This is a genomic window from Kocuria tytonis (genome assembly GCF_003226895.2).
In the GTDB taxonomy this organism is placed as follows: Bacteria; Actinomycetota; Actinomycetes; order Actinomycetales; family Micrococcaceae; genus Kocuria; species Kocuria tytonis.
Window position 1 is genome coordinate 1,167,947 of the sequence record NZ_PNJG02000001.1, and the last position, 21,848, is coordinate 1,189,794.

17 protein-coding genes are annotated in these 21,848 nt (G+C 66.9%); 8 read left to right on the top strand and 9 right to left on the bottom strand.

What is annotated here, in order from left to right; genetic code table 11:
* Positions 1-2: 2 nt before the first annotated feature.
* The 5 genes from cysD to C1C97_RS05250 all read right to left on the bottom strand — a co-directional run bounded on the left by cysD (position 3) and on the right by C1C97_RS05250 (position 7,368).
* A complete protein-coding gene (gene cysD / locus C1C97_RS05230; protein ID WP_121030313.1) occupies positions 3-938 on the bottom strand; it encodes a sulfate adenylyltransferase subunit CysD in 936 nt (311 codons plus the stop codon).
* Positions 920-1,783: a phosphoadenylyl-sulfate reductase gene (locus tag C1C97_RS05235; RefSeq protein ID WP_121030315.1), complete on the bottom strand. Its 864-nt coding sequence runs from the start codon at positions 1,781-1,783 to the stop codon at positions 920-922. The genes cysD and C1C97_RS05235 overlap by 19 nt, the downstream gene beginning before the upstream one ends.
* Positions 1,780-3,492: a nitrite/sulfite reductase gene (locus C1C97_RS05240; protein WP_121030317.1), complete on the bottom strand. Its 1,713-nt coding sequence runs from the start codon at positions 3,490-3,492 to the stop codon at positions 1,780-1,782. The genes C1C97_RS05235 and C1C97_RS05240 overlap by 4 nt, the downstream gene beginning before the upstream one ends.
* Positions 3,493-3,957: 465 nt before the next feature.
* The gene (locus C1C97_RS05245; protein ID WP_121030319.1) at positions 3,958-6,183 is read right to left on the bottom strand and encodes a PhoX family protein; all 2,226 of its coding nucleotides are present in this window, start codon (positions 6,181-6,183) and stop codon (positions 3,958-3,960) included.
* 171 nt (positions 6,184-6,354) lie between these two features.
* A complete protein-coding gene (locus tag C1C97_RS05250; RefSeq protein WP_267897585.1) occupies positions 6,355-7,368 on the bottom strand; it encodes an o-succinylbenzoate synthase in 1,014 nt (337 codons plus the stop codon).
* Between the two features lie 378 nt (positions 7,369-7,746).
* Between C1C97_RS05250 and C1C97_RS05255 the strand changes: the two genes are divergently transcribed.
* The gene (locus C1C97_RS05255) at positions 7,747-8,487 is read left to right on the top strand and encodes a DUF2334 domain-containing protein (protein WP_158591132.1); all 741 of its coding nucleotides are present in this window, start codon (positions 7,747-7,749) and stop codon (positions 8,485-8,487) included.
* Entirely contained in the window at positions 8,484-8,732 is a 249-nt protein-coding gene (locus tag C1C97_RS05260) for a DUF2334 domain-containing protein (protein ID WP_158591133.1), read from the top strand. The genes C1C97_RS05255 and C1C97_RS05260 overlap by 4 nt, the downstream gene beginning before the upstream one ends.
* Before the next feature lie 197 nt (positions 8,733-8,929).
* Here C1C97_RS05260 and C1C97_RS05265 read toward each other — a convergent pair whose 3' ends face one another.
* Entirely contained in the window at positions 8,930-10,456 is a 1,527-nt protein-coding gene (locus C1C97_RS05265; protein ID WP_121030323.1) for a catalase, read from the bottom strand.
* A 74-nt stretch (positions 10,457-10,530) separates the two neighbouring features.
* Positions 10,531-11,034, bottom strand: a complete 504-nt coding sequence (locus tag C1C97_RS05270) for a Fur family transcriptional regulator (RefSeq protein WP_233542740.1) — start codon at positions 11,032-11,034, stop codon at positions 10,531-10,533.
* 540 nt (positions 11,035-11,574) lie between these two features.
* Between C1C97_RS05270 and C1C97_RS05275 the strand changes: the two genes are divergently transcribed.
* The 6 genes from C1C97_RS05275 (at position 11,575) to C1C97_RS05300 (ending at position 20,022) form a co-directional block, all read left to right on the top strand.
* Entirely contained in the window at positions 11,575-13,563 is a 1,989-nt protein-coding gene (locus C1C97_RS05275; RefSeq protein ID WP_121030325.1) for a type I restriction-modification system subunit M, read from the top strand.
* On the top strand, positions 13,560-14,825 hold the full coding sequence (locus C1C97_RS05280) for a restriction endonuclease subunit S (RefSeq protein WP_147406049.1): 1,266 nt from the start codon (positions 13,560-13,562) through the stop codon (positions 14,823-14,825). Before C1C97_RS05275 ends, C1C97_RS05280 begins: the two co-directional genes overlap by 4 nt.
* Positions 14,822-17,965 carry a type I restriction endonuclease subunit R gene (locus C1C97_RS05285; protein ID WP_121030328.1) on the top strand — a complete coding sequence of 1,048 codons (3,144 nt, stop codon included), beginning with the start codon at positions 14,822-14,824 and terminating at the stop codon, positions 17,963-17,965. Before C1C97_RS05280 ends, C1C97_RS05285 begins: the two co-directional genes overlap by 4 nt.
* Positions 17,966-18,026: 61 nt before the next feature.
* Positions 18,027-19,268, top strand: a complete 1,242-nt coding sequence (locus C1C97_RS05290) for a heparan-alpha-glucosaminide N-acetyltransferase domain-containing protein (RefSeq protein WP_233542741.1) — start codon at positions 18,027-18,029, stop codon at positions 19,266-19,268.
* A gap of 83 nt (positions 19,269-19,351) precedes the next feature.
* Entirely contained in the window at positions 19,352-19,567 is a 216-nt protein-coding gene (locus C1C97_RS05295; RefSeq protein WP_267897591.1) for an excisionase family DNA-binding protein, read from the top strand.
* 32 nt (positions 19,568-19,599) lie between these two features.
* Positions 19,600-20,022: a hypothetical protein gene (locus C1C97_RS05300; RefSeq protein ID WP_199712172.1), complete on the top strand. Its 423-nt coding sequence runs from the start codon at positions 19,600-19,602 to the stop codon at positions 20,020-20,022.
* 74 nt (positions 20,023-20,096) lie between these two features.
* Here C1C97_RS05300 and C1C97_RS05305 read toward each other — a convergent pair whose 3' ends face one another.
* Positions 20,097-21,245 (bottom strand): PLP-dependent cysteine synthase family protein, encoded by a 1,149-nt coding sequence (locus C1C97_RS05305; protein WP_121030330.1) that lies wholly within the window; start codon positions 21,243-21,245, stop codon positions 20,097-20,099.
* Between the two features lie 43 nt (positions 21,246-21,288).
* Positions 21,289-21,501, bottom strand: a complete 213-nt coding sequence (locus C1C97_RS05310) for a cytidine/deoxycytidylate deaminase family protein (protein WP_233542742.1) — start codon at positions 21,499-21,501, stop codon at positions 21,289-21,291.
* Between the last annotated feature and the right edge of the window lie 347 nt (positions 21,502-21,848).

The following is a 21,848-nucleotide window of genomic DNA, read 5'->3' on the forward strand; positions in this document are numbered from 1 at the left end:
CTCTAGAAGTAGCCCTCTCGTTTGCGGTCCTCCATGGCGGCCTCGGACACGCGGTCGTCCGCGCGGGTGGCCCCGCGCTCGGTGAGCGTGCTGGTCCGGACCTCGGCCAGCACGTCCGCGGCAGTGGCGGCCGGGGACTCGACGGCGCCCGTGCAGCTCATGTCCCCCACGGTGCGGTAGCGCACGGTGCGGGTCTGCACGGTCTCGTCCTCGCGCGGGCTCACGTGCTCGCCCACGGCCAGCCACATGCCGTCCCGGCTCACCACGTCCCGCTCGTGGGCGTAGTAGAGGGAGGGCAGCTCGATGCCCTGCTCCGTGATGTAGGACCAGATGTCCAGCTCGGTCCAGTTGGACAGCGGGAACACCCGCACGTGCTCCCCGGGGCGGTGGCGCGTGTTGTAGAGGCTCCACAGCTCGGGGCGCTGGTTGCGGGGGTCCCACTGGCCGAACTCGTCCCGCAGGCTGATGATCCGCTCCTTGGCGCGGGCCTTCTCCTCGTCCCGCCGGGCGCCGCCGTAGACCACGTCGTGGCGGCCCTCGGTGATCGCGTCCAGCAGGGGCACGGTCTGCAGCTGGTTCCGGGTGCCGTCCGGGCGCTCGGTGAGCCGGCCGTCGTCGAGGTAGTCCTGGACGGACGCCACCTCCAGCCGGATGTGCAGCTGCTCGACGGTCCGGTCCCGGAACTCCAGGACCTCCGGGAAGTTGTGCCCGGTGTCCACGTGCAGTACGGGGAACGGGATGGGTGCCGGCCAGAAGGCCTTGGCGGCCAGGTGCAGCATGACCACCGAGTCCTTGCCGCCGGAGAACAGCAGCACGGGGCGCTCGCCCTCCGCCGCAGTCTCGCGGAAAATGTGGATGGACTCGGCCTCGAGCCGCTGCAGCTGGGTCAGCGCCGTCTCTGTGGGGGCAGTCGTGGTGCTCACAGGTGGATCCCGCATTCTGTCTTGCCCACACCGGACCAGCGTCCGGCGCGGGGGTCTTCTCCGGGGGCGACCTTCCGCGTGCACGGGGCGCACCCGATGGACGGGTAGCCCTGGCTCAGCAGCGGGTTGACCACCACCAGGTTCTCCTCGGCGTACGCGACCACGTGGTCGAAGGTCCAGTCCACGATGGCGTTGATCTTGACCATCTGGTGGTGCTCGTCCCACTCCACGGGCGCGGCGTTGGCGCGGTGCGGCGTCTCCTCACGACGCAGCCCGGTCACCCAGGCCTCGTAGCCCGCCAGGGCCTTGTCCAGCGGGGCGACCTTGCGCATCCCGCAGCACAGCCCCGGGTCACGGTCGTGGAGCTGGGCGCCGTACTTCGCGTCCTGCTCGGGCACGGTGAGCTCGGGCAGCAGGGTGCGCACGTTCACGGGCCAGTCCCGGGCGAAGTCGTCACGGGTCTGCAGGGTCTCCGGGAAGTGGTAGCCGGTCTCCAGGAACAGCACGTCCACGTTCTTCAGGTGGGTGCTGACCAGGGCGGGCACCACGGTGTCCGAGGCCATGGAGCACGCCACCGCGAGCTTCCGCCCAAACGTCTCCGCGGCCCACGCGAGCACCTCGTCCGGGTCCGCGTCACGGGTCCCGAAGCGCTGCTGCGCATCCTCCACGAGGGCCTTGAGCTCCTCGGTGGAGCGGGTGCGCCCGGGCGATACCCCCTGGGAGGTGGCCGGTGCCGCGGAGTCCGCGGGCGGCGTCGTCGTTCCGCGGGCGTCCAGGGCCGCGGCGGACGACGCCGCCGGGTCCCCGCCCCGCCCCGCAGCGAGCGGGCGCGTGGTGAGCTGGCTGTCGGTAGCTGTCATCGCAGGGAATCCTCCTCGGCGCTCAGCGCCCATTCGGCAAAGCTCTGGTCGTCCTGGCGTTCGCCCAGGAAGGTGCGGGTCACACGCTCCACGTAGTCGGAGAGGTCGTCCGCGGTGACCTTGAGCCCGCGCACGGTGCGGCCCAGTCCGCCCTCCTCGCGGTCGGTCGAGGCCAGCCCGCCGCCCAGGTGGACCTGGAAGACGTACTCCTCGCCGATGTACTGGCCCTTGAGCCCGATGTCCGCGGTCTGGATGCGGGCGCACGAGTTGGGGCAGCCGTTGATGTGCAGGGAGATGGGCGTAAGGATCTCCACGTCCGTGAGCCGCTGCTCCATGTCGTCGATCACCCGGGCGGCCAGGCCCTTGGTCTCCACGAACGCGAGCTTGCAGAACTCGATGCCCGTGCAGGCAATGGTCGAACGGCGGAACGGGCTGGGCTTCGCATGCAGTCCCAGGGGTTGGACGGCCTCGATCAACCCCTCCACGTTGTCCTCGGGCACGTCCAGCACCAGGACCTTCTGGTGCGGGGTCAGGCGGATGCGCCGGGAACCGGCGGCCTCGGCGGCGTCGGCCAGGGCCACGAGCGCGTCCCCGGAGAGCCGACCCGCGGTGAGCGCGAAGCCCACGTACCGGTTGCCGTCCACCTGCTCGTGCACGCCCACGTGGTCCGAGTGGCCCACCGCGCGCTCGGGGGCGGGGCCGTCCGGGAGCTCGAAGCCCAGGTACTCGTCCTGCAGCACCTGCCGGAACTTCTCGGGGCCCCACTCGGCCAGCAGGAACTTCAGGCGGGCCTTGGTGCGCTGCTTGCGGTAGCCGTAGTCGCGGAAGATCCCGCACACCCCGGCCCACACGGGCACCACGTTCTCGCGGGAGACGAACGCGCCCAGGCGCTCGCCCAGGCGCGGGGCCACGGACAGCGCGCCGCCCACCCACAGGTCGTAGCCGGGGCCCAGCTCGGGGTGGTTCACGCCCACGAAGCTGACATCGTTGATCTCGTGCACCACGTCCAGCGTGGGGCTGCCGGTGATCGCGGTCTTGAACTTGCGCGGCAGGTTCACGTACTCGGGGTTGCCGATGAACTCCTCGCGCAGCGCGGCCAGCTCCTCGCTGGGGTCGATGACCGCGTTCTTCTCCACGCCCGCCACGGGGCTGCCCAGGAACACGCGCGGGGTGTCACCGCAGGCCTCCAGGGTGGTCAGGCCCACCTCGTCCAGGCGGCGCCAGATCTCGGGGACGTCCTCGATGCGGATCCAGTGCAGCTGGATGTTTTGCCGGTCGGAGACGTCCGCGGTGCCACGCGCGAACTCCCGGGAGATCTCTCCCAGCACGCGCGCCTGCTCGGTGCTCAGCTGCCCGCCGTCCAGGCGGATGCGCTGCATGAAGTACTCGTCCGAGAGGGACTCGGCATCCAGCTTGGAGGTGTTCGCACCCTCCACGCCCTGCTTGCGCTGCGTGTAGAGGCCCAGCCAGCGGAAGCGGCCGTGGACGTCGTCCGAGGGGATCGAGGCGTAGCCGGTCCTGGAGTACTCCTCGATGATGCGCTGCTGGACCGCGAGCGAGTTCTCCTCCGCCTTGAACTCCTCGTTGTGGTTCAGCGGCGTGCGCCCGCTGATCTTCCACTGGCCCAGATCGGTGCCCTTGCGGGGTCCGCGCACGCGGCCGGAGGACGCAACCGGGGCGCCTTCCCGGGTGTCTGCGGAGGTGGTCATGGGAGCTCCTTGGGTGAGGGCCGGTCGAGTCGTTCCAACGTACAGACCGCTCGGTGACCCCCACGAGTCACCGTCACAAACACGTCACATACCCGGCGTCCTCCCATGTCACACGCGGGTCCCACCGCTGCCGACGACGTCGCTCGACCCGGTTCCGCAGGCTCGTCCCCGGGCGGGCGGGTGGGGCGTGAGCAGCCCGCCCTGTTGCTGCACCACGAGGAGTCGTCTCCGGGCGGGGCGGGTGGGGCGTGGGAGCACACGTGCTCCGGGCCCGGCTGCCCCTCTCGGGATCCTCGGCAGTGGCAGGCGGGGTGGCGGTGGGTGGCACGGAGGTGGGTCGGGGCAGGGGGCGCGGGCGGGCAGCGGCGTCATTCAGCGGTGCCGTGTGCGGACACGACGAAGCGGGCGGAACCGTGTGCACGATCCCGCCCGCCCGTGGTGCCGGCCGCCCCGAGGTGCGCCGGCTCAGCCCTCGTAGCTCTTGGGGGCCTGCTGCGCGCGCCGCTGGAGCTCCTGGGTGGACTTGTCCTCGTAGCCGCGGTACTTGGGTCCGGTCTTCCCGTTCTTGCGCTTCTTGCCCTGGTTCTCGCCCTTGCCCGGCTGGTCGCTCACACTGCCCGGGAACTGGGGCTTGTTGTTCCGGTTCTTGCGGAACACCTGGATCACGGAGGGGCGGGGCATGGAAAACTCGCCCGGCTCCAGTCGCGTGGGCAGCGCGTAGTCCGGGAAGTACGAGCGGGGCTGCTCGAAGGAGCCGTCCTCACCCGGGTGCTGCACGGAGATGTAGACCATGCCCTCGGTGTCGTGCACCACGGGTCCGCAGGTCTCGGCATCCTGCGGGACCGAGAGGAACTGCTGCACGCGGCCGCGTTCGGAGCCGTTGAGGGTCACCTTGAACAGGCCGTCGTTGTAGCCGATCTTGGACGGCGCGCCGTCCGTGGAGATCCACAGGTTGCCGGACTTGTCGAACGCCACGTTGTCCGGGCAGGAGATCGGGGAGACCTTCTCGTTGGGGAAGCCGCCGAAGTAGGTGCCGGAGTCCTTGGTGGGATCGCCGCACACCAGCAGCAGGTTCCAGTCGAAGCGCGTGGCCTGCGGGAGGTTGTGGCGCTCGGTGAACTCCAGGACGTAGCCGTCCCGGTTGCCGGTCCTGGGGTTGGCCTCGTCCACGCCGGCCTTGCCCTCCTTGCCGCGGTCCGAGTTGTTGGTCAGCGCCGCGTACACCTTGCCGGTGTGGGGGTTGGGCTCCACGTCCTCCGGGCGGTCCATCTTGGTGGCACCGGCCTTGTCCGCGGCCAGGCGGGTGTAGACGAGCACCTGCTCCAGGGTCATGCCCTTGATCATGGACTTGCCGCCCTTGACCAGCGGCAGCCACTCGCCGGAGCCGTCGAACTCGCCATCCCGGGGCAGGGTGCCGTCCCCGGTGATCTGCTTCGCCGGGGAGTTGCCCTTGAGCTTGGCCACGTAGAGGTCACCCTCTGACAGCAGGGTCATGTTGTGCTTCTTGTCCCCCTGCTTGTACTTCTTGGCGGAGACGAACTTGTAGATGTACTCGAACTTCTCGTCGTCACCCGAGTAGGCCACCACGGTGCCGTCGTCGCCCACGCGCACATTCGCGCCCTCGTGCTTGAAGCGGCCCATCGCGGTGTGCTTGAGCGGGGCGGAGTTGGGGTTCTGGGGGTCGATCTCCACGACCCAGCCAAAGCGGTTGGGCTCGTTCTTGTACCCCGGGATGCGGGCGTCGAAGCGCTTCTCCACCTCGGGCCAGCGGCGCGAGGGCATGGTGGTGGGGAAGCCGTAGCGCTTCTCCTCCGCGGTGCCGGAGGTGATGAAGTACTGGTGGACGTTCTCCTCGCCGGAGAGCACGGTGCCCCACGGGGTCACGCCGCCCGAGCAGTTGTTCTGGGTGCCCAGCACGCGCTTGCCCGTGGGGTCGTCCTGCGTCTTGAGCAGGTCCGAGCCCGCCGCGGGGCCGTCCAGCACGAACGGCGTGGTCAGGGTGATGCGCCGGTTGCGGGCGCCGCCGCGCACGTAGGTCCAGGGCTCCCCCACCTTGGCACGGGTGATCTCCACGACCGACATGCCGTGCGCCTGGATGGTGGTCTTGACCATGTTCGTGAGGTTGGTCTTCTCGTACCCCGTGGGGAACATGGTGTTCTCGTTGGTGTACTCGTGGTTGTTCACCAGCACACCCGTGAGCCCGTTCGGGTCCGGGATGACGTCCAGGTAGTCCGAGTTGAAGCCGAACTGCCTGGACTGGGACTCCGGGCTCTGGTTCTTGGGATCGAACTCCGGGGAGTCGTAGAACAGGGGGTCGCCCCAGCGGATGATGGGCGACCAGTCGTAGCCCGTGGGGACGTTGAGATCGTCCACGGTCATGCCCACCGGCTTGATGGGGGTGAAGTCCAGGCGGGCCCTGCCCTGACCCCAGTAGCCGTACGTGGCCTCCGCTGGCTGGGCGGTCGCGGCCACCAGGCCCACGGTCACGGCACCGGCGGCACCCAGGCCCAGTGCGGCGCGACGGCTCACGGCGGCGGAGATGATGTCGTGCACGTACTCGTTGGACGAGGTGTTGGCATCCGGGGTCATGCACTGGCTGCCGCACTTGAGCTCGCACGTGAGCGGGCTGCGCTTGCCGTTCACGTGGCCCAGCATGGGCAGGAGACGGCGGCGTTCTGGTGCTTGGGTCATGCGGTGGCTCCCTGGGTGAGACATGCGTTCGTGCATGTCAGCGAGTGTTTCCGTGTGCCACCTCACCACCCCGGTGTGATCGCGCCGCGACCAGAGGGCGAACCGGAGGTTAACGCCGCGGACCGCAACCCGACGCGCGCGGGTGAATGAACGGCGTCGCTCCCCCGCGCTCTACCGCCTGGCGAGCAGCGCGTGCGCGCGGCGCACGCGCTCCAGCCACCAGTCCCGCCGCTCGCCGGTGACGGCGTGCTCAGCGAGCAGGGCCTCGTCCACGGCGACGTCCCGCACGGGCAGGAACCCGTCCACGGGGCGCAGGGGTCCGGCGGTCACGTCCGCCTCCATGAGCGAGAGGGTGCCGAGCCCGCACGCGTACGGCAGCTCGGGCAGGGCGGCGGCCAGGGCGACGCCCGCCCGGATGCCCACGGAGGAGTCGATGGCCGAGCTCACGACGGCGGGCAGCCCGGCCTGCGCCACGATGTCCAGGGCGCGGCGCACCCCCCCGAGCGGGGCCACCTTCACGACGATCAGGTCCGCCGCTCCGGCCCGGGCAACGGCCAGCGGGTCCTCGGCCTTGCGCACGGACTCGTCTGCGGCGATCAGGGTTCCCACGCCGTTGTCCCGCAGCCGACGCCGCACGCTCGCCAGACCCTCGACGCTCGCCACGGGCTGCTCGGCATAGGCGAGCTGGAACTCGCTGAGCGTACCCAGGGCGGTCACGGCGTCGTCGTCGTCCCAGCCCGCGTTGGCGTCCACCCGCAGCTCGGCGTCCGGGAGGAGGTGGCGGACGGCGGCGACGCGGGCGACGTCGTCCGCGAGCCCCTGGCCGCGCTCGGCCACCTTGATCTTCACGGCGTGAACCCTCCCGGAGTAGCCGCCGAGGACGTCCGCGACGCGCTCTGCGGGGACCGCGGGGACGGTGGCGTTGACGGGCACCCGGTCGCGGACGGGCTCCGGGAAGCCCTGCCACGCGGCCTCGATGCCGGCGCGCAGCCACGCGGCGGCCTCGGCGTCCCCGTACTCGGGGAACGGGCCGAACTCCCCCCACCCGGCGGGGCCGCGGAAGACGACGGTCTCCCGCTCGGTGACGCCGCGGAAGGTGACGCGCATGGGCAGGGAGACCACGTGGGCGGCGTCGAGGAGGTCGGGGAGCGGGGGGAGGGGCAGGGACCGCGAAGAGCTCAACACGCGTTCAGGATACGCGGCCGCGGGGCGGCCCCACGGCCGCTCGCACCGCGCCGCGGACGACGGCCACGAGCGTCCCGAGCTGCGTCGCAGTCTAATTCTCGGTGAACCTGCCCTTAACTTTTTGCCCCCGTTTATTACGCTTATGCATATAAACCTTCGGGAATTCCCGCGGCTTTCGTCAGCTCGCAGTGTTTCACCCCCCGCCCGGCCCACGAGAGCATGAGGTCACAGTTCTTTGCACTGTTTGCCATGGTAATTGCCGTCTGAGAACCTGAAGGCGCGCCATATGGCGTGGTTTGATCAGGGCAGTGCGCATCCGGGGGGGATGGACGCGGTGCCCTCGGGGTGAATTCGGGGGAATTCACAATGCATGTCCACATGACGTCCGGAACGGCGAATGTCGGGGAGGCGCTCCAGATGTTCCTGCAGGGCGGCAGTCGCGTCCTGCTGATGATCGCCATGGCGCTGTTCCTGTCGTACATGATCTTCTTCCTGGCCACCTCGCGATGCACCCAGGGGAAGAGGGCCGTACCCTGCACGTCTTCCGGCAGCGGACCCACGGAGGTGCCGTGGGCGGTGCGCTCCGGCAACCTCACCTACCTCGCGGAGGTGCCACTGGACTACATCGACTCCAACGACGTGTACCTGATCTACTCTGACCTCCTCTACGACCTGGTGGGTTCAGACGCCCCCGCGGTGAAGCAGGCCGCGGTGCGCCTGGAGGACGTGGGCCCGGAGTCCGACCCGAAAGACCTGCGCCGCGTGGCTGATTACCTCGCGTCCGAGAACGTCCCGTTCCAGGTGGCCGTGATCCCCATCCAGATCGGGCAGAACAAGGACGGCTCCGACTGGTACGGGCTCAGCCTCACCGACCGGCCCGAGGTCGTGGACGAGTGGAAGGACCGCCTGGACGCGGGACGCTCGGTGATGGAGGACGCCGGTCTGGGTGAGCCCACGATCTTCGAGACACCGCACTACGGCGGTTCCGTGAACTCGTACGTGGCCATGCCCCAGGAGTACAACGGCGCTACGAACAGGGCGACTACTACGCGAGCATCCTCACGGGGCAACCCTCCAAAGCCGGTAAGTCCTACAGCCAGCAGTTCCCGTTCACGGTGAGCGACATCTACGGCGGCGCCGTATATCCGGAGAACCTGGGCAACATCACCGAGGGTGAGCAGAACAACCATGCCGCCCGCACCCCTGAGTTCCTGGTCTCACGGGCCAATGCGAACCTGACCGTGCGCGAATCCACCGCGAGCTTCTTTTTCCACCCGTATCTGGACATTGAGTACCTCAAGAAGACGGTCACCGGCATCAAGAGGCTGGGGTACGAGTTCCGACCGGTCACGGAGCTGAAGTAGCGACCGGGTCGGCGCCCCCCGGCGGGCACCCTGGACCCAGAACGCGCGAACACCCGGCCAGGATCACTGACCGGGTGTTCGCACGCGTGTGAAATTCAGGGGTCGCCGACCCCCGGCGGCCGGGAGCCCCGCACGGTGGTCATCCCACCGCGCCCGGGCCCGCCGAACTCACCCGGGGTCCGCTCACCCCCGGGGCGTCACTCGCTGATCTCGGAGGTGCTCGTGGGGTCCTCGTCCACGCCCATGCCCGGAACCTCGGGGTTGGCGGCGTTGGACTTGACGGCCTCCTCGATGCGCTGACCGATGTTCTCGTCCACGTTCTTCCAGTACTGGAAGGCGTTGGAGAGCACCGGCTCCGCGACACCCTCGAGGGCGCCGGCGACGGTCTCGACGAACCGCGCGCGCTGCGCGTCGTTGAAGACCTCGCGGATCAGGGTGCCCGGCTGACCGAAGTCGTCGTCGTCCTGACGCAAGGTGTAGGCCTCGCGGACCAGAGCGCCGTCGTCCTCCCAGCCGTTGTCCACGGGGCCGGTCTCGTCCGACCAGGAGTCACCGAAGGAGTTCGGGGCGTACACCCGCCGGGCGCCGCTGTGGTGATACGTCATGCTGCCCTCGAAGTTGTAAGTGTGCACTTCGTTGATCGGGCGGTTCACCGGCAGCTGCTGGAAGTTGGTGCCGACGCGGTAGAGCTGGGCGTCCGCGTAGGCGAAGGTGCGCCCCAGGAGCATCTTGTCCGGGGAGTTGCCGGTGCCCGGGACCATGTTCGCCGGGGAGAAGGCCGCCTGCTCGATCTGGGCGAAGAAATTCTCCGGGTTGCGGTTCAGGGTCATGGTGCCCACCTTGTGCCGCGGGTAGTCCTTCTTGGACCAGGTCTTGGTCAGGTCGAAGGGGTTGAACCGGTAGGTCTTGGCCTCCTCGTACGGCATGATCTGGAAGTACAGGTCCCACTTCGGGTACTCGCCCCGCTCGATCGCGTCGAACAGGTCGCGACGGTGGACGTCGCCATCGGCTCCGGCCAGGCGCTCGGCCTCTTCGTTGCTCAGGCTCTCCACGCCCTGCCGCGACTCGAAGTGCCACTTGACCCAGAACTTCTCGCCCTCGGCGTTGACCAGCATGTAGGTGTGCGAGCCGTAGCCGTTCATGTGGCGCCAGGTCTTGGGCAGGCCGCGCTCACCCATCAGGTAGGTGACCTGGTGGGCGGACTCGGGGTTGTTGGTCCAGAAGTCCCACTGCATGGTGCCGTCACGCAGCCCGGAGTCCGGCAGGCGCTTCTGCGAGCGGATGAAGTGCGGGAACTTCATGGGGTCGCGCACGAAGAAGATCGGGGTGTTGTTCCCGACCATGTCGAAGTTGCCTTCTTCGGTGTAGAACTTCAGGGCGAAGCCACGGACGTCACGCCAGGTGTCCGGGGAGCCCAGCTCGCCGGCCACGGTGGAGAAGCGGGCCAGCATCTCGGTCTTCTTGCCCGGCTGCAGGAAGTCCGCCTTGGTCCACTGCGAGACGTCCTCGGTGACCTCGAAGGTGCCGAACGCGCCGGCGCCCTTGGCGTGCGGACGACGCTCGGGGATGTTCATCCGGTTGAAGTGCTGCAGGGTCTCCACCAGCTGGTGGTCATGCAGCACGATCGAACCGTTGGGGCCGGTGGTCAGCGAGTTGCGGTCACTGACAGCGGGAATGCCGGCCTGGGTCGTGGACCCGGTGGCGTGCGGTGTGGATTCCGTCATCGCGTACTCCTTGATGGGGGTGGGAAGGGTGGGTGAACCGGTGGCCCAGATGGGTTCCCGGAGCTCAGGGGGGCCTACACGGGCTCCGCGGTCGCACCGGCCCGCTGGGCCGAGCAGTCGGAACACACGCCTTGGTAGACGACATCGGCCACGTGGATGCTCATCCCGTGGGTCTCGCTGGGAGTCAGGCACGGTGCATGCCCCACGGCACAGGCCACGTCCTCGATGCGTCCACACACCGTGCACACGGCATGGTGGTGGTTGTCATCGACCCGGGTCTCGTACCGTGCCGGGGAGTTCGCCAGGTCCAGCTGGCGCAACAGTCCGGCGTCCGCGAGCGAGTGCAGCACCACGTAGATGGACTGCACCGTGATCTCCGGCAATGCCGTGCGCACGTCCGCGAGCACTTCGTCCGCGGTGGCGTGCTGGTGGCGCTCGACAGCGTCCAGCACCGCCAGTCGGGGCTTGGTGACCCGCAGTCCGGCCGCCCGGATCCGAACGGCCCACGGCACGGCCACGACGGCGCCGCCACCGTTCTCCCGCCCCCCGGACTGATTGGTCACAGTGGTCGAGGTCATAGCTTCACTATGTCATGTTTTGAGTTACTCATCAAAAGGTTGCGGGGTGTGCCGGGCGACGTGGGGATGACGGGAGGGTGAACCCTCGGGGAGGGCGGCTTCCCCCTCCTCACCCTCTGGCGCCGCGGCAAACGCTCTCCACTACGTCCATGCCGCGATCCGCACGGTTTTTCCCTGTTTTCTGGTCGTTCTGCACCACAGATGTTCCCACCCGCTGTCCATCGGCGCGTCCGTTCGCGCGGGCCATCCACGACGCCGCCCACGGCCTCCGCGGCGCCCAACGGCGGGCGGCCGTACTACATGTCCGGGTACTTCACGGCAAGGCACAAACCCGCGAGCCCACAGAGGGTCTCCAACAGGGGCAGGTCACACTGTCACCAGTTCGCGCAACAGACCCATTTGGTTCCGCTGGTTGGCCGGCACCAGATCCGGGAACCTTCAGCTCACACAAGGCCGCGAAGAGAACAGCTTCTCGTTGCCCCCCCCCCTCGTAGACTGCACGGTAGACCCCCGCCCCACCGAGTAAGGCAGCCACCCACCGTGTTCAACCACGCGTCCTTCATCTGGGGTGCCGCAGACATCCTGCGCGGCACCTACAAGCAGCACCAGTACGGGGATGTGATCCTGCCGTTCACAGTCCTGTTCCGCCTGGACGCCGTGCTTGCCCCCACCAAGGAGGACGTGCTGGAGGCCATCGGCCCCACCTACGTGGACGCCGAGCCGCCCCTGGCGATGATCCGCAACCGCACCAAGCAGGCCGGCAACGAGCACACGTACAACTTCTTCAACCGCTCCCGCCACACCCTCAAGACTTTGCAGGGTGACCCCGACAACCTCGAGGAGAACCTGCGGGACTACGTCAACGCCTTCTCGGAGAACGTGCGCGAGATCTTCCAGAAGTACGAGTTCGAGCAGACCATCTCCGGCCTCGCCCAGCACGATCTGCTCCTGCAGGTCCTGCAGCACTTCACCAAGGCCAACCTGCACCCGGATGCGGTGTCCAACGAGCAGATGGGTCACATCTTCGAGGAACTGATCCGCAAGTTCGCGGAAGCGTCCAACGAGACCGCGGGTGAGCACTTCACCCCGCGCGAGGTCATCGACCTCATGGTCACGCTGCTGCTCCACGACGACGAGGAGCTCACCACCCCCGGCATCGGCCGCGACGTCTACGACCCCACCGCCGGCACCGGCGGCATGCTCTCCGCCGCCGAAAACAAGATCAAGCAGTTCAACAGCGAGGCCTGGGTCAACCTGCTGGGCCAGGAGATCAATCCCGCCTCCTACGCGATCTGCAAGGCCGACATGGTGGTCAAGGGCCAGCCCATCGACAACATCGTCCTGGGCAACACACTGACCAACCCGGCATTCGAGAACCGCACGTTCCACTACTGCCTGTCCAACCCGCCCTTCGGCGTGGATTGGAAGCAGCACCGCAAGGCCGTGGAGACCGAACATCAGATCGCAGGTTTCGCCGGCCGCTTCGGCCCCGGCCTGCCCCGTGTCTCAGACGGCTCGCTCCTTTTCCTGATGCACCTGATCTCCACAATGCGCGAACCCAGCGCCACGGAGGAGAACCAGTCGGCCGGCCGCGCGGCCATCGTGCTCAACGGCTCCCCTCTGTTCACGGGCGGTGCCGGCTCCGGGGAGTCCAACATCCGCAAGTGGGTGCTCGACAACGACTACCTCGAAGCCATCATCGGCCTGCCCACGGACATGTTCTACAACACCGGCATCTCCACCTACGTCTGGGTGCTGTCCAAGGACAAGGCCCCCGAACGCCGCGGCAAGGTCCAGTTGATCGACGCCACCGGCATGTTCGTGAAGATGCGCAAATCCGTGGGCTCCAAGCGCAAGGAACTCTCGAAGGAGAACATCGACAAAATCGCCGGCATCTACCGCGATTTCACCGAGTCCAAGCACTCCAAGATCTTCCGCACCGAGGACTTCTTCTACCGCACCATCACGGTCGAGCGCCCACTGCGCCTGAACTTCGCGTTCACCGCCGAGCGCATCGAGCGCGTCATGGCCTCCAAGCCGGTCGCCAAGCTCCCCGACGACGACGCCGCCGCGCTCCGTTCCGCCCTCCACACCCGGTCCCAGCGCGCGGCCGGAGAGGTCAGCACCAACAAGAGCGCGTTCACCTCGGAGCTTCTCGAGGTCCTGGCCGAGGCCGGGCTGCAGGTGAAGCCCGCGGTGCAAAAGGCCATCGTCACTGAGCTGAGTGAGCGGGACGAGAACGGGGCGCTGCAAACCAATCGCGTGAAGGACCCGGAACCGGACCCCACCCTGCGTGACACCGAGAACGTCCCCTGGGGCCAGGACATCCACGAGTACTTGGAGCGCGAGGTCAAACCCTTCGTCCCTGACGCCTGGATCGACGAGTCCAAGACCAAGGAGGGCGCGGAGATCCCCTTCACCCGCCACTTCTACGAGTACGTTCCACCCAGACCCCTGGAAGAGATCGACCGTGACCTCGACGAGGTCCTGGGCCGCATCCGCGCGCGACTGGAGGAGGTGAAGCGGTGAAAAATGTGCCGCTGAAATATATGTCCGTCATATCGCTCGGGAAGATGCTCCAATCCACTCCAGCGCGTGCGGATCAAGAAGTCTTTCCCTACCTAAAGGCATCCAACCTCACGGAGAACGGCCTTGACTTGAGTTCGCTCCAGCAGATGCCTTTTAGTCGCCGGGAGCAGGAGATACTTCAACTCCAAAAAGACGATGTTGTAGTCGTTGAAGGTGGATCAATCGGTCGGAGTGCGTGGATCTCCGAAGATATGGCGGGGATATACTTCCAGAACTCCATCAACCGAGTTAGGCCCAAAATTTTCGCAGACGGGCGCTATCTAAAATATGCAATAGAGTCACGTCGCGCATCAGGTTTCTTTGAAGCAATCACCAACCAAGCGACGATCCGCCACCTGACGGCGGACAAGTTGGCAAACACCCCAGTTCCTTACTTAAACCAGGAACGGCAGTGGAAGATAGCGGACTACCTCGACCACGAGACCGCCGAAATCGATGCTTTGATTAAACAGCTTGCCGAAGTAAAGACTCTTATCAGTGACCGGCGGCGAACGATAATCGATAATTCGTTCGCGCACGCCGCGTGCCCTGAGGTCGCGCTGAAATATCTCGGGGTACTTCATTCCGGTCTCACACTGGGGAAACGTTATGAAGTCGCTACCCAGAAATACCCCTACCTTCGCGTGGCTAACGTTCAGGCTGGGCATGTGGACCTGTCGGAAGTAGCAGAAATCGATGTCCCACCCGCGGTAGCAAGTGAGAATCGCCTTGAACCCAATGACGTATTAATAACCGAGGGCGGAGATCGCGACAAACTGGGCCGCGGCGCCCTTTGGAAGGGACCAATCGATCCCGTCCTGCATCAAAATCATGTTTTCGCTTTCAGATGTAACTCAAAACTCCTTCCCGAGTACTTGGTTTATGCACTGGAGTCCAATTCCGCGCGGATCTACTTCGATCAGACGGCTCGACAGTCAACGAACCTAGCATCCACCAATTCGACAGTCGTCAAGAATTTCAAGTTTCCCGCGCCCCCTACTGTCGATCAGCACTCGATTGTCGAGCGCCTGGATCATGAAATGTCAGAAATGCAAGAAATGCTCGCGAATTCCAATAGGGTCATCGACCTCGCCCGCGAGCGGCGAGCCGCGCTCATTACCGCGGCGGTGACGGGGCAAATCGACGTCACTGCTAAGAACAAGCCCGCGGCGGGGCAGCTCGAGGACGACATCGCGCAGGGCCTGCACAGGGAGCACGCATGAGCGCACCGCATCAGGAAAAGCCGTTCCAGAGGGAGATCGCGGAGTACCTGGAGGGGCACGGGTGGTACCACTCCCCCAACTCCCAGGGCTACGACAAAGAACGGGCGATGTTCCCCGAGGACGTTCTCGGCTGGCTGCAAGACACCCAGCCGGAGCAGTACGCGCGGATCGTGCCCGAGCACGGGGATGACGCCGCGCGGGCCAAGGGCGAGCGCCGGATTCTGGATCGCCTGGCATCTCAGCTGGAGCAGTTGGAAAAGGCCGGCGGTGGCACCCTCAATACGCTTCGTCGCGGCTTCTCGGTCCCCGGGGCGCAGCGGTTCAGCATGCTCACGGCTCCCCCGGCGGACGACCGCAATCCTCGGATCACGGAGCGCTACGCGAAGAACCGGGTGCGGGTGGTGCAGGAGGTCGGCTACTCCACGCGGAAGAGCGACCGCATCGACCTGGTGCTGTTCCTCAACGGGCTGCCCGTGGCGACCGTCGAGATCAAGACGAACTTCACGCAGTCGCTGCAGGCGGCCATCGAGCAGTACAAGACGGACCGCACGCCAGCCGGTGAACCGCTGCTGACCCCGCATCGAGGTGCACTGGTGCACTTCGCACTCACCGAGAACGACGTCTACATGACCACCCAGCTCAGGGGCGCGGACACATTTTTCCTGCCCTTCAACCAGGGGCAAGACAACGGAGCTGGCAACCCGCCGTCGCAGGACGGCGTGGCCACGTCCTACTTCTGGGAGCACATCCTGGACAAGGACACGTGGATCACCGTCCTCACAAAGTTCGTGTACGTGAACCACGAGAAGAAGACCGATCCCCGGACGGGGCGGGTCACCGAGTCCAGCCAGATCCGCTTCCCTCGCTTCCATCAGTGGCGCGCGGTCACCAAACTGACCGAGGCCGCCAGAGAAGACGGACCCGGGCAGAAGTACCTCATCCAGCACTCCGCAGGTTCCGGCAAGACGGACTCGATCGCCTGGACCGCCCACCGCATGGCGTCCCTGCACACACCGGAGGGCGAGAAGGTCTTCGACACCGTGTTCGTCATTGCGGACCGGCAGGTGCTGGACCGCCAGCTCCAGGACGCAGTGGACCAACTGGTGGTCGCCACCGGGACCTTCGAACCCATCACCTCTGGTTCCGAGGGCTCCAAGACCGAGCGCCTGCTGGAGGCGTTGCGGGCGGGCACACAGATCATCGGCGTGACCCTGCAGACCTTCCCGTACGCCCTCGCCAAGATCCGGGAAAAGGGCGGGACATTCGAGGGCAAGCGCTTCGCGGTGATCGCGGACGAGGCGCATTCGTCGCAGACCGGCGCGGCGGCGGCGTCGGTCAAGGACCTGCTGTACCGCAACGACCCGACCGCGGCGCAGACGGGCGAGGAGACCGAGCTGGAGCCGGGCGCGGACCAGGACGCCCTGGTCCAGATGGCCGCACAGGCGGACGACGGTCGTCGGATCAGCTACTTCGCGTTCACCGCAACCCCCAAGGCCAAGACCCTGGATCTGTTCGGCACCAAGGGCCCGGACGGTAAGCCCCAGGCGTTCGACCTGTACTCGATGAAGCAGGCCATCCAGGAGGGGTTCATCCTGGACGTGCTCAAGAACTACACCACGTACGAGATGGCCGCCCGGATCGCCCTCAAGGGTGCGGACCCCGAGACGGTGCCCGAGGGAAGGACGGGGACTGCGGCGTCGTCGACCGAGGACGAGGTGGACGTGCGCAAGGGGACGCGCGCGTACATCGGGTTCGTGGAGCTGCACCCCACGAACGTGGATTCCAAGGTGGATGTGATCCTCAAGCACTATCAGCACACCGTGAAGAAGGAGCTGGGCGGGCGCGCGAAGGCCATGGTGGTGACGGGGTCGCGTGCGTCCGCGGTGAAGTACCAGCGGGCGTTCCAGAAGCACATCGAACGCGAGAAGCTGCCGCTGAAGACGCTGGTGGCATTCTCGGGCTCGCTGCCGGATCCGGATGTTACCGCGATCGGTAACGCGGCCGGGCCGGAGGTGACCGAGGCGTCCATGAACCCGGAACTGCGCGGGAGGGACCTGGCCGGGGTGTTCGGGCAGGAGGACCAGAACATCCTGATCGTGGCGAACAAGTACCAGACGGGCTTCGACCAGCCGCTGCTCACGGCCATGTACGTGGACAAGCAGCTCTCCGGGATCGCCGCGGTGCAGACGCTGTCGCGGCTCAACCGGCGCGCGGACGGCAAGAAGAACACGTACGTGCTGGACTTCGTCAACGACCCCGCCCAGATCCTGGCGGCGTTCCAGGACTACTACGAGGACGCGCGCATCGAAACCGATTCGGACCCGGACCTCGTGGCCAAGCAGATGACCAAGCTGGATGCCGCCAACATCTACACGCCCGCGGAGGTCGACCGGGTGTGGGCGGCGTGGTCGGACAGGAACGGCAAGCGCGGCGCGCTGACCTCGGCGCTGGTGCCGGCGGTCGAGCGGTTCACCAACCGCTGGTCCCGGGCCGTGTACGACGACGCAGCGCGCGACGAGCTCGACGAGTTCCGTTCCCTGCTGGACCAGTACACGAAGTCCTATGCGTTCTTCTCCCAGATCCTCAACTTCGGGGACACGTACTACCTCAAGCTCTCGGTGTTCGCGGACCTGTTGGCGCGACTGCTGCGCGAGCAGCTGGACGGCGGCGAGCGCGAGACGGTGACGGCGGACGACGTCGTCCTCACCCACTACCGGCTGGAGAAGCAGCGGGACGAGGACCTGCAACTGGAGGACGGCGAGGCACGGGGCCTGCAGGGCATGACCGAGGCCGGGATGGCCCGCCAGCAGGAACGCGAGCGAGCGGCCAAGGCCGAACTGGTGGAGAAGGTCAACAGATTCCTCGGAGGCCTGGATGCCAGCGATGAGCACAAGGTGAGCGCGGTGGAACTACTGGTCCGCGAGGCCGCCGAGAACACGGACCTGCAGCAACAGGCGCGCAACAACACCAGGGTGGACTTCTCGCATTCCCCGCAGGTGCGTCTTGTGCTGGAGGATTCCGTGTGGAATCAGAACCGCCAGTCCGAGGCGATCGCCAAACGATTCCAGGAGCTTCCACCCACCGATCTGGTGGAACTGGCCATGGCGTTCGATTTGTGGGAACGGTCGCGGGCAGGGTAGGGCTTATCCCTGAAAGCACGTGTTAGGGGGCCGCGACGCCGGGGAGAACTCAGGAGTACTTGTGAATACGACACGACGCGGGGGCACGGGGGATGTGGCAACCGCAACGGACGGGGCGCCACGCAAGCGGCGACTGGTGGGGATCGATGCCGCCCGGGGGCTGGCACTGATCGGGCTCATGGCCATCCACCTGCTGCCCGCGTGGAACGAGCAGACCGGGGAGGCCAGCTGGTCCTGGCGACTGTTCTCCGGGCACTCGGCGGCACTCTTCGCGCTGTTGGCCGGAGTGGGCCTGGCGCTGGGCTCCGGCGCCCGGCAACCACGCGAGGGGCGAGCCCTGACCGCTGACCGGGTGAGTGTCCTGGTCCGCGCCCTGCTGATCGTCACGGTGGGCATGACCGTCAACGCCGCGATGCCGGAGGATCCTCCCGCCTACAACATCCTGTTCTACTACGGCATGTTCTTCATCCTGGCCATCCCGTTCCTGCATGCCCGCCCCAAGACGCTGTTCATCTGGGCCGCCGCGTTCGGGGTCCTCTCGCCCCTGCTGATGCAGCGCATGCTGGATGTCCTGCCGGAGTGGTGGTACTACAACCCCACGCTGCCCAATGTCCTCAGCAACCCCGCGGGCACGCTGTCTCAGCTTCTGCTGACCGGCAACTACCCGGCGCTGCCGTACATGACGTATCTGCTGGTCGGGATGGGGCTGGGCCGCTTGGATCTGCGAGCAGTGCGCACCCAGGTCCGCTTGGTGATCGTGGGCGTCGCGCTCACCCTGTTGGCCCAGCTCGTGTCCGCCGTGCTCCTCTACGGCCTCGGGGGCTACTCCGTATTGCAGGAGGCATCGCGCTTGAGCGAGTCCACGCTCGACGAGATCCTGGTGTGGGGTACCGACTCGCTACCAACCGACACCGGGTGGTGGCTGGCCATCACGACCCCGCATTCCAACACGCCGCTGGCCATTGCGACCAGCCTCGGACTGAGTCTGGCGGTGCTGGGGGTGTTCCTGCTCATCAGCCAGAAGATCGGGGACTGGCTACTGCCGTTGTCGGCGATGGGATCGATGACCCTCACGCTGTACTCGGCGCACCTGCTGGCGCTGTCCCTCGAGCTGCATTACTACTCCCCCTACCTCTGGTACCTCGTGCACGTACTTGTGGCCGCCGTCTTCGCGGTCATCTGGCAGCGGACTCTTGGGCAGGGACCGCTCGAGCGGGTGGTCGCCTACTGCGCGAAGAGGACGCGTCGCCTCGTCGCCGGGCAGGGCGGCAATGCCAATCCTGGAAAAACCCGCAACTCCTAACTGGCGTCAACCTTGTCCAGCGGTACCCGCTCTGGCGTTCGACCTATGGGAGCGGCTGCGGCAGAGCGAGGGCTGCTGATCATCTGGGAATCTCCCGGCCGACACTGGTCAAGCTGCTGGAGCAAGGTGATATCCCATTCACCAAGGTCGGAAGGCACCGCAGAGTCCTGCTGACTAATCTCATTGCCTACGAAGAACGTCTCGAGAAGACACGCCGCGAAGGTCTCCGACAGGCAACTCACGAGGCAGCGAACCACGGCACATACTTCGACATCCCGGCAGACCCGGCCACCCGGTAACTCCCCATGTCGTTCCCGGTGGTTCTCGATGCATGCGTATTGATTCCCATGCCTATCGCAGATCTACTACTGCGTCTGGCCACGGCCAAGCAATTCAGGCCGCTCTGGTCGAGAACTACGAGAGCCTCGTGCCTGCCATGACCAATGACCCCAAGGCCAGACATGTGCTGGCGGCAGCGGTCCGTTCAAGAGCCGAGCTCATCGTGACATCCAACCAGAAGGACTTCCCGACGACCGCCCTCAAGCCCTGTGACGTTGCGGTGCGGTCTCCGGATGACTTCTTACTCGACCAGTTGGATTTGGACCCTTCAACCGTGGTCCGCATCGCCGAAGAAGTGGTGGCTGACATGCGGAGTCCGGAGATCACGTGGAATGGGTACCTCGAGGGTCTCGCTCGCGCCGGCTTGCCCCTATTTGCTACGGAACTCGAAAAGCGGACCGTAGGAGTCGGCTAGAAGCCAGTTCCAAGGGGCACCCCACAACGCTGACTGCCCATCCTCATCGTCGCCGGGCGGGGGTGGCTCGTAGCTCACCCCAACTCCCCACCTCCCATGAACCCCTCCAACCGCTCGAGGTACGGGGCGATGTCCAATCCCTCCCCCGCCAGCCACTCGTCCGAGTAGTACTTGTCCAGGTAGCGGTCCCCGGGGTCGCACAGCAGCGCGATCACGCTGCCCCGCTCCCCCGCCCGGACCATCTCGGAGATGATGCGCAACGCCGCCCACAGACCCGTGCCCGTGGAGGCCCCGGCCTTGCGACCGATCAGGGTGTCCAGGTGGCGGATCGCGGCGACCGCGGCGGCGTCGGGAACGCGGATCATCCGGTCGATCGCCGAGCCCATGAAGCTCGGCTCCACGCGCTGCCGGCCGATGCCCTCGATCCGGGACCCGAGCGGCGTCGTCACCGAGGGGTCCTGCTCGCGCCAAGCCGGGAGGAAGGCCGAGTTCTCCGGGTCCGCCACGCACACCCCCGTCTGGCGGCCGGTGTAGCGCACGTAGCGGGCGATCGTCGCAGAGGTCCCGCCGGTGCCTGCCGTGGCCACGATCCACGCGGGATCCGGATAGCGCTCCTGGGACATCTGCGCGAACAGCGACTCCGCGATGTTGTTGTTCCCGCGCCAATCCGTGGCCCGTTCGGCGAACGCGAACTGGTCCATGTAGTGACCGCCGGTCTCGCGCGCGAGGCCCGCGGCGACGTCGTACACCTGGTCCGGGCGCTCCACGAAATGGCAGCGACCGCCATGCAGCTCGATCAGGCGGATCTTGTCACGGCTGGTCCCCTGGGCCATGACGGCGATGAACGGCACCCCGATCAGCCGTGCAAAGTACGCCTCGGACACCGCCGTGGACCCGCTCGACGCCTCGATCACCGGCCGCCCCCTGCGCACCCACCCGTTGCACAGCGCATGCAGGAACAGCGAGCGCGCCAGGCGGTGCTTGAGCGAGCCCGTGGGATGCGTGGACTCGTCCTTGAGGTACAGGTCCACGCCCCACTCCTCGGGCAGCGGCACCGACAGCAGGTGCGTGTCCGACGACCGGTTGCCCTCCGCCCGCACCTTCGCCACGGCCTCGGCGCACCATCGCCGGGCCTCCGCGTCGAAACGGTCGATGTCCTCCTCGGGCGCCACCGCCGACGACGACGCCGCTCGCTCCCCCACGCTCATTCCTCGAGTGCTCATGAGGGAAGCCTATGCCGGGCCCACTTCCCCGCGGGGCATCCCGTCACCGCAGCCAGCCGGGGTGGGCGTCACCCCACGGTTCGATCTCGTGGCACACCTCGACCGCGGCATTCGGCATGTCCGGGGCGGTTCCGGTGACCACGGCGCCGTCCTCGAGCAGCATGGCCGCCGCGCCGTGCTCCGACCCGTCCGGAAACCGGGTTTCGAGTAGTGCCTTGCACTCGGTCACGACGTAGTCCAGAGCGGAAGTGTCCATGGCCGGAGCCTATCGGGGAGCGCGCCGCATGGGTCGATTGGCCAGTCGGCCAGAGTTGCCCGCGGTACGACCACGTTCCGACGCCGGCCCGGCGGACGATCGAACCCTCGGACCGACCGAGGTGACGGTCGCACGGTGGAGCTGCAGCGGCGTCGTCTCCTCGCGGACGTGCAGGCGCACCAGCGCAACGTGGCGCACGAAGGGGGCCCGGCGGCCTCGCACTGAGAGGGCACGAACGTGTGAGGCGGGGCCTGACCGGCGACCCGCGCCGGCCACGAGCCGCCCTGGCTCCGCCGGCCACGACCGCCCCGCCTGATGGTGGCAGCGGCGCTCACCTGTGGTGCAAC

Excerpts from the sequence above, each read along its gene's own strand:
- cysD (WP_121030313.1), bottom strand. The coding sequence starts at position 938 with ATGCGGGATCCACCTGTGAGCACCACGACTGCCCCCACAGAGACGGCG.
- C1C97_RS05235 (WP_121030315.1), bottom strand. The coding sequence starts at position 1,783 with ATGACAGCTACCGACAGCCAGCTCACCACGCGCCCGCTCGCTGCGGGG.
- C1C97_RS05240 (WP_121030317.1), bottom strand. The coding sequence starts at position 3,492 with ATGACCACCTCCGCAGACACCCGGGAAGGCGCCCCGGTTGCGTCCTCC.
- C1C97_RS05245 (WP_121030319.1), bottom strand. The coding sequence starts at position 6,183 with ATGACCCAAGCACCAGAACGCCGCCGTCTCCTGCCCATGCTGGGCCAC.
- C1C97_RS05255 (WP_158591132.1), top strand. The coding sequence starts at position 7,747 with ATGACGTCCGGAACGGCGAATGTCGGGGAGGCGCTCCAGATGTTCCTG.
- C1C97_RS05265 (WP_121030323.1), bottom strand. The coding sequence starts at position 10,456 with ATGACGGAATCCACACCGCACGCCACCGGGTCCACGACCCAGGCCGGC.
- C1C97_RS05270 (WP_233542740.1), bottom strand. The coding sequence starts at position 11,034 with ATGACCTCGACCACTGTGACCAATCAGTCCGGGGGGCGGGAGAACGGT.
- C1C97_RS05285 (WP_121030328.1), top strand. The coding sequence starts at position 14,822 with ATGAGCGCACCGCATCAGGAAAAGCCGTTCCAGAGGGAGATCGCGGAG.
- C1C97_RS05300 (WP_199712172.1), top strand. The coding sequence starts at position 19,600 with ATGCGTATTGATTCCCATGCCTATCGCAGATCTACTACTGCGTCTGGC.
- C1C97_RS05305 (WP_121030330.1), bottom strand. The coding sequence starts at position 21,245 with ATGAGCACTCGAGGAATGAGCGTGGGGGAGCGAGCGGCGTCGTCGTCG.
- C1C97_RS05310 (WP_233542742.1), bottom strand. The coding sequence starts at position 21,501 with ATGGACACTTCCGCTCTGGACTACGTCGTGACCGAGTGCAAGGCACTA.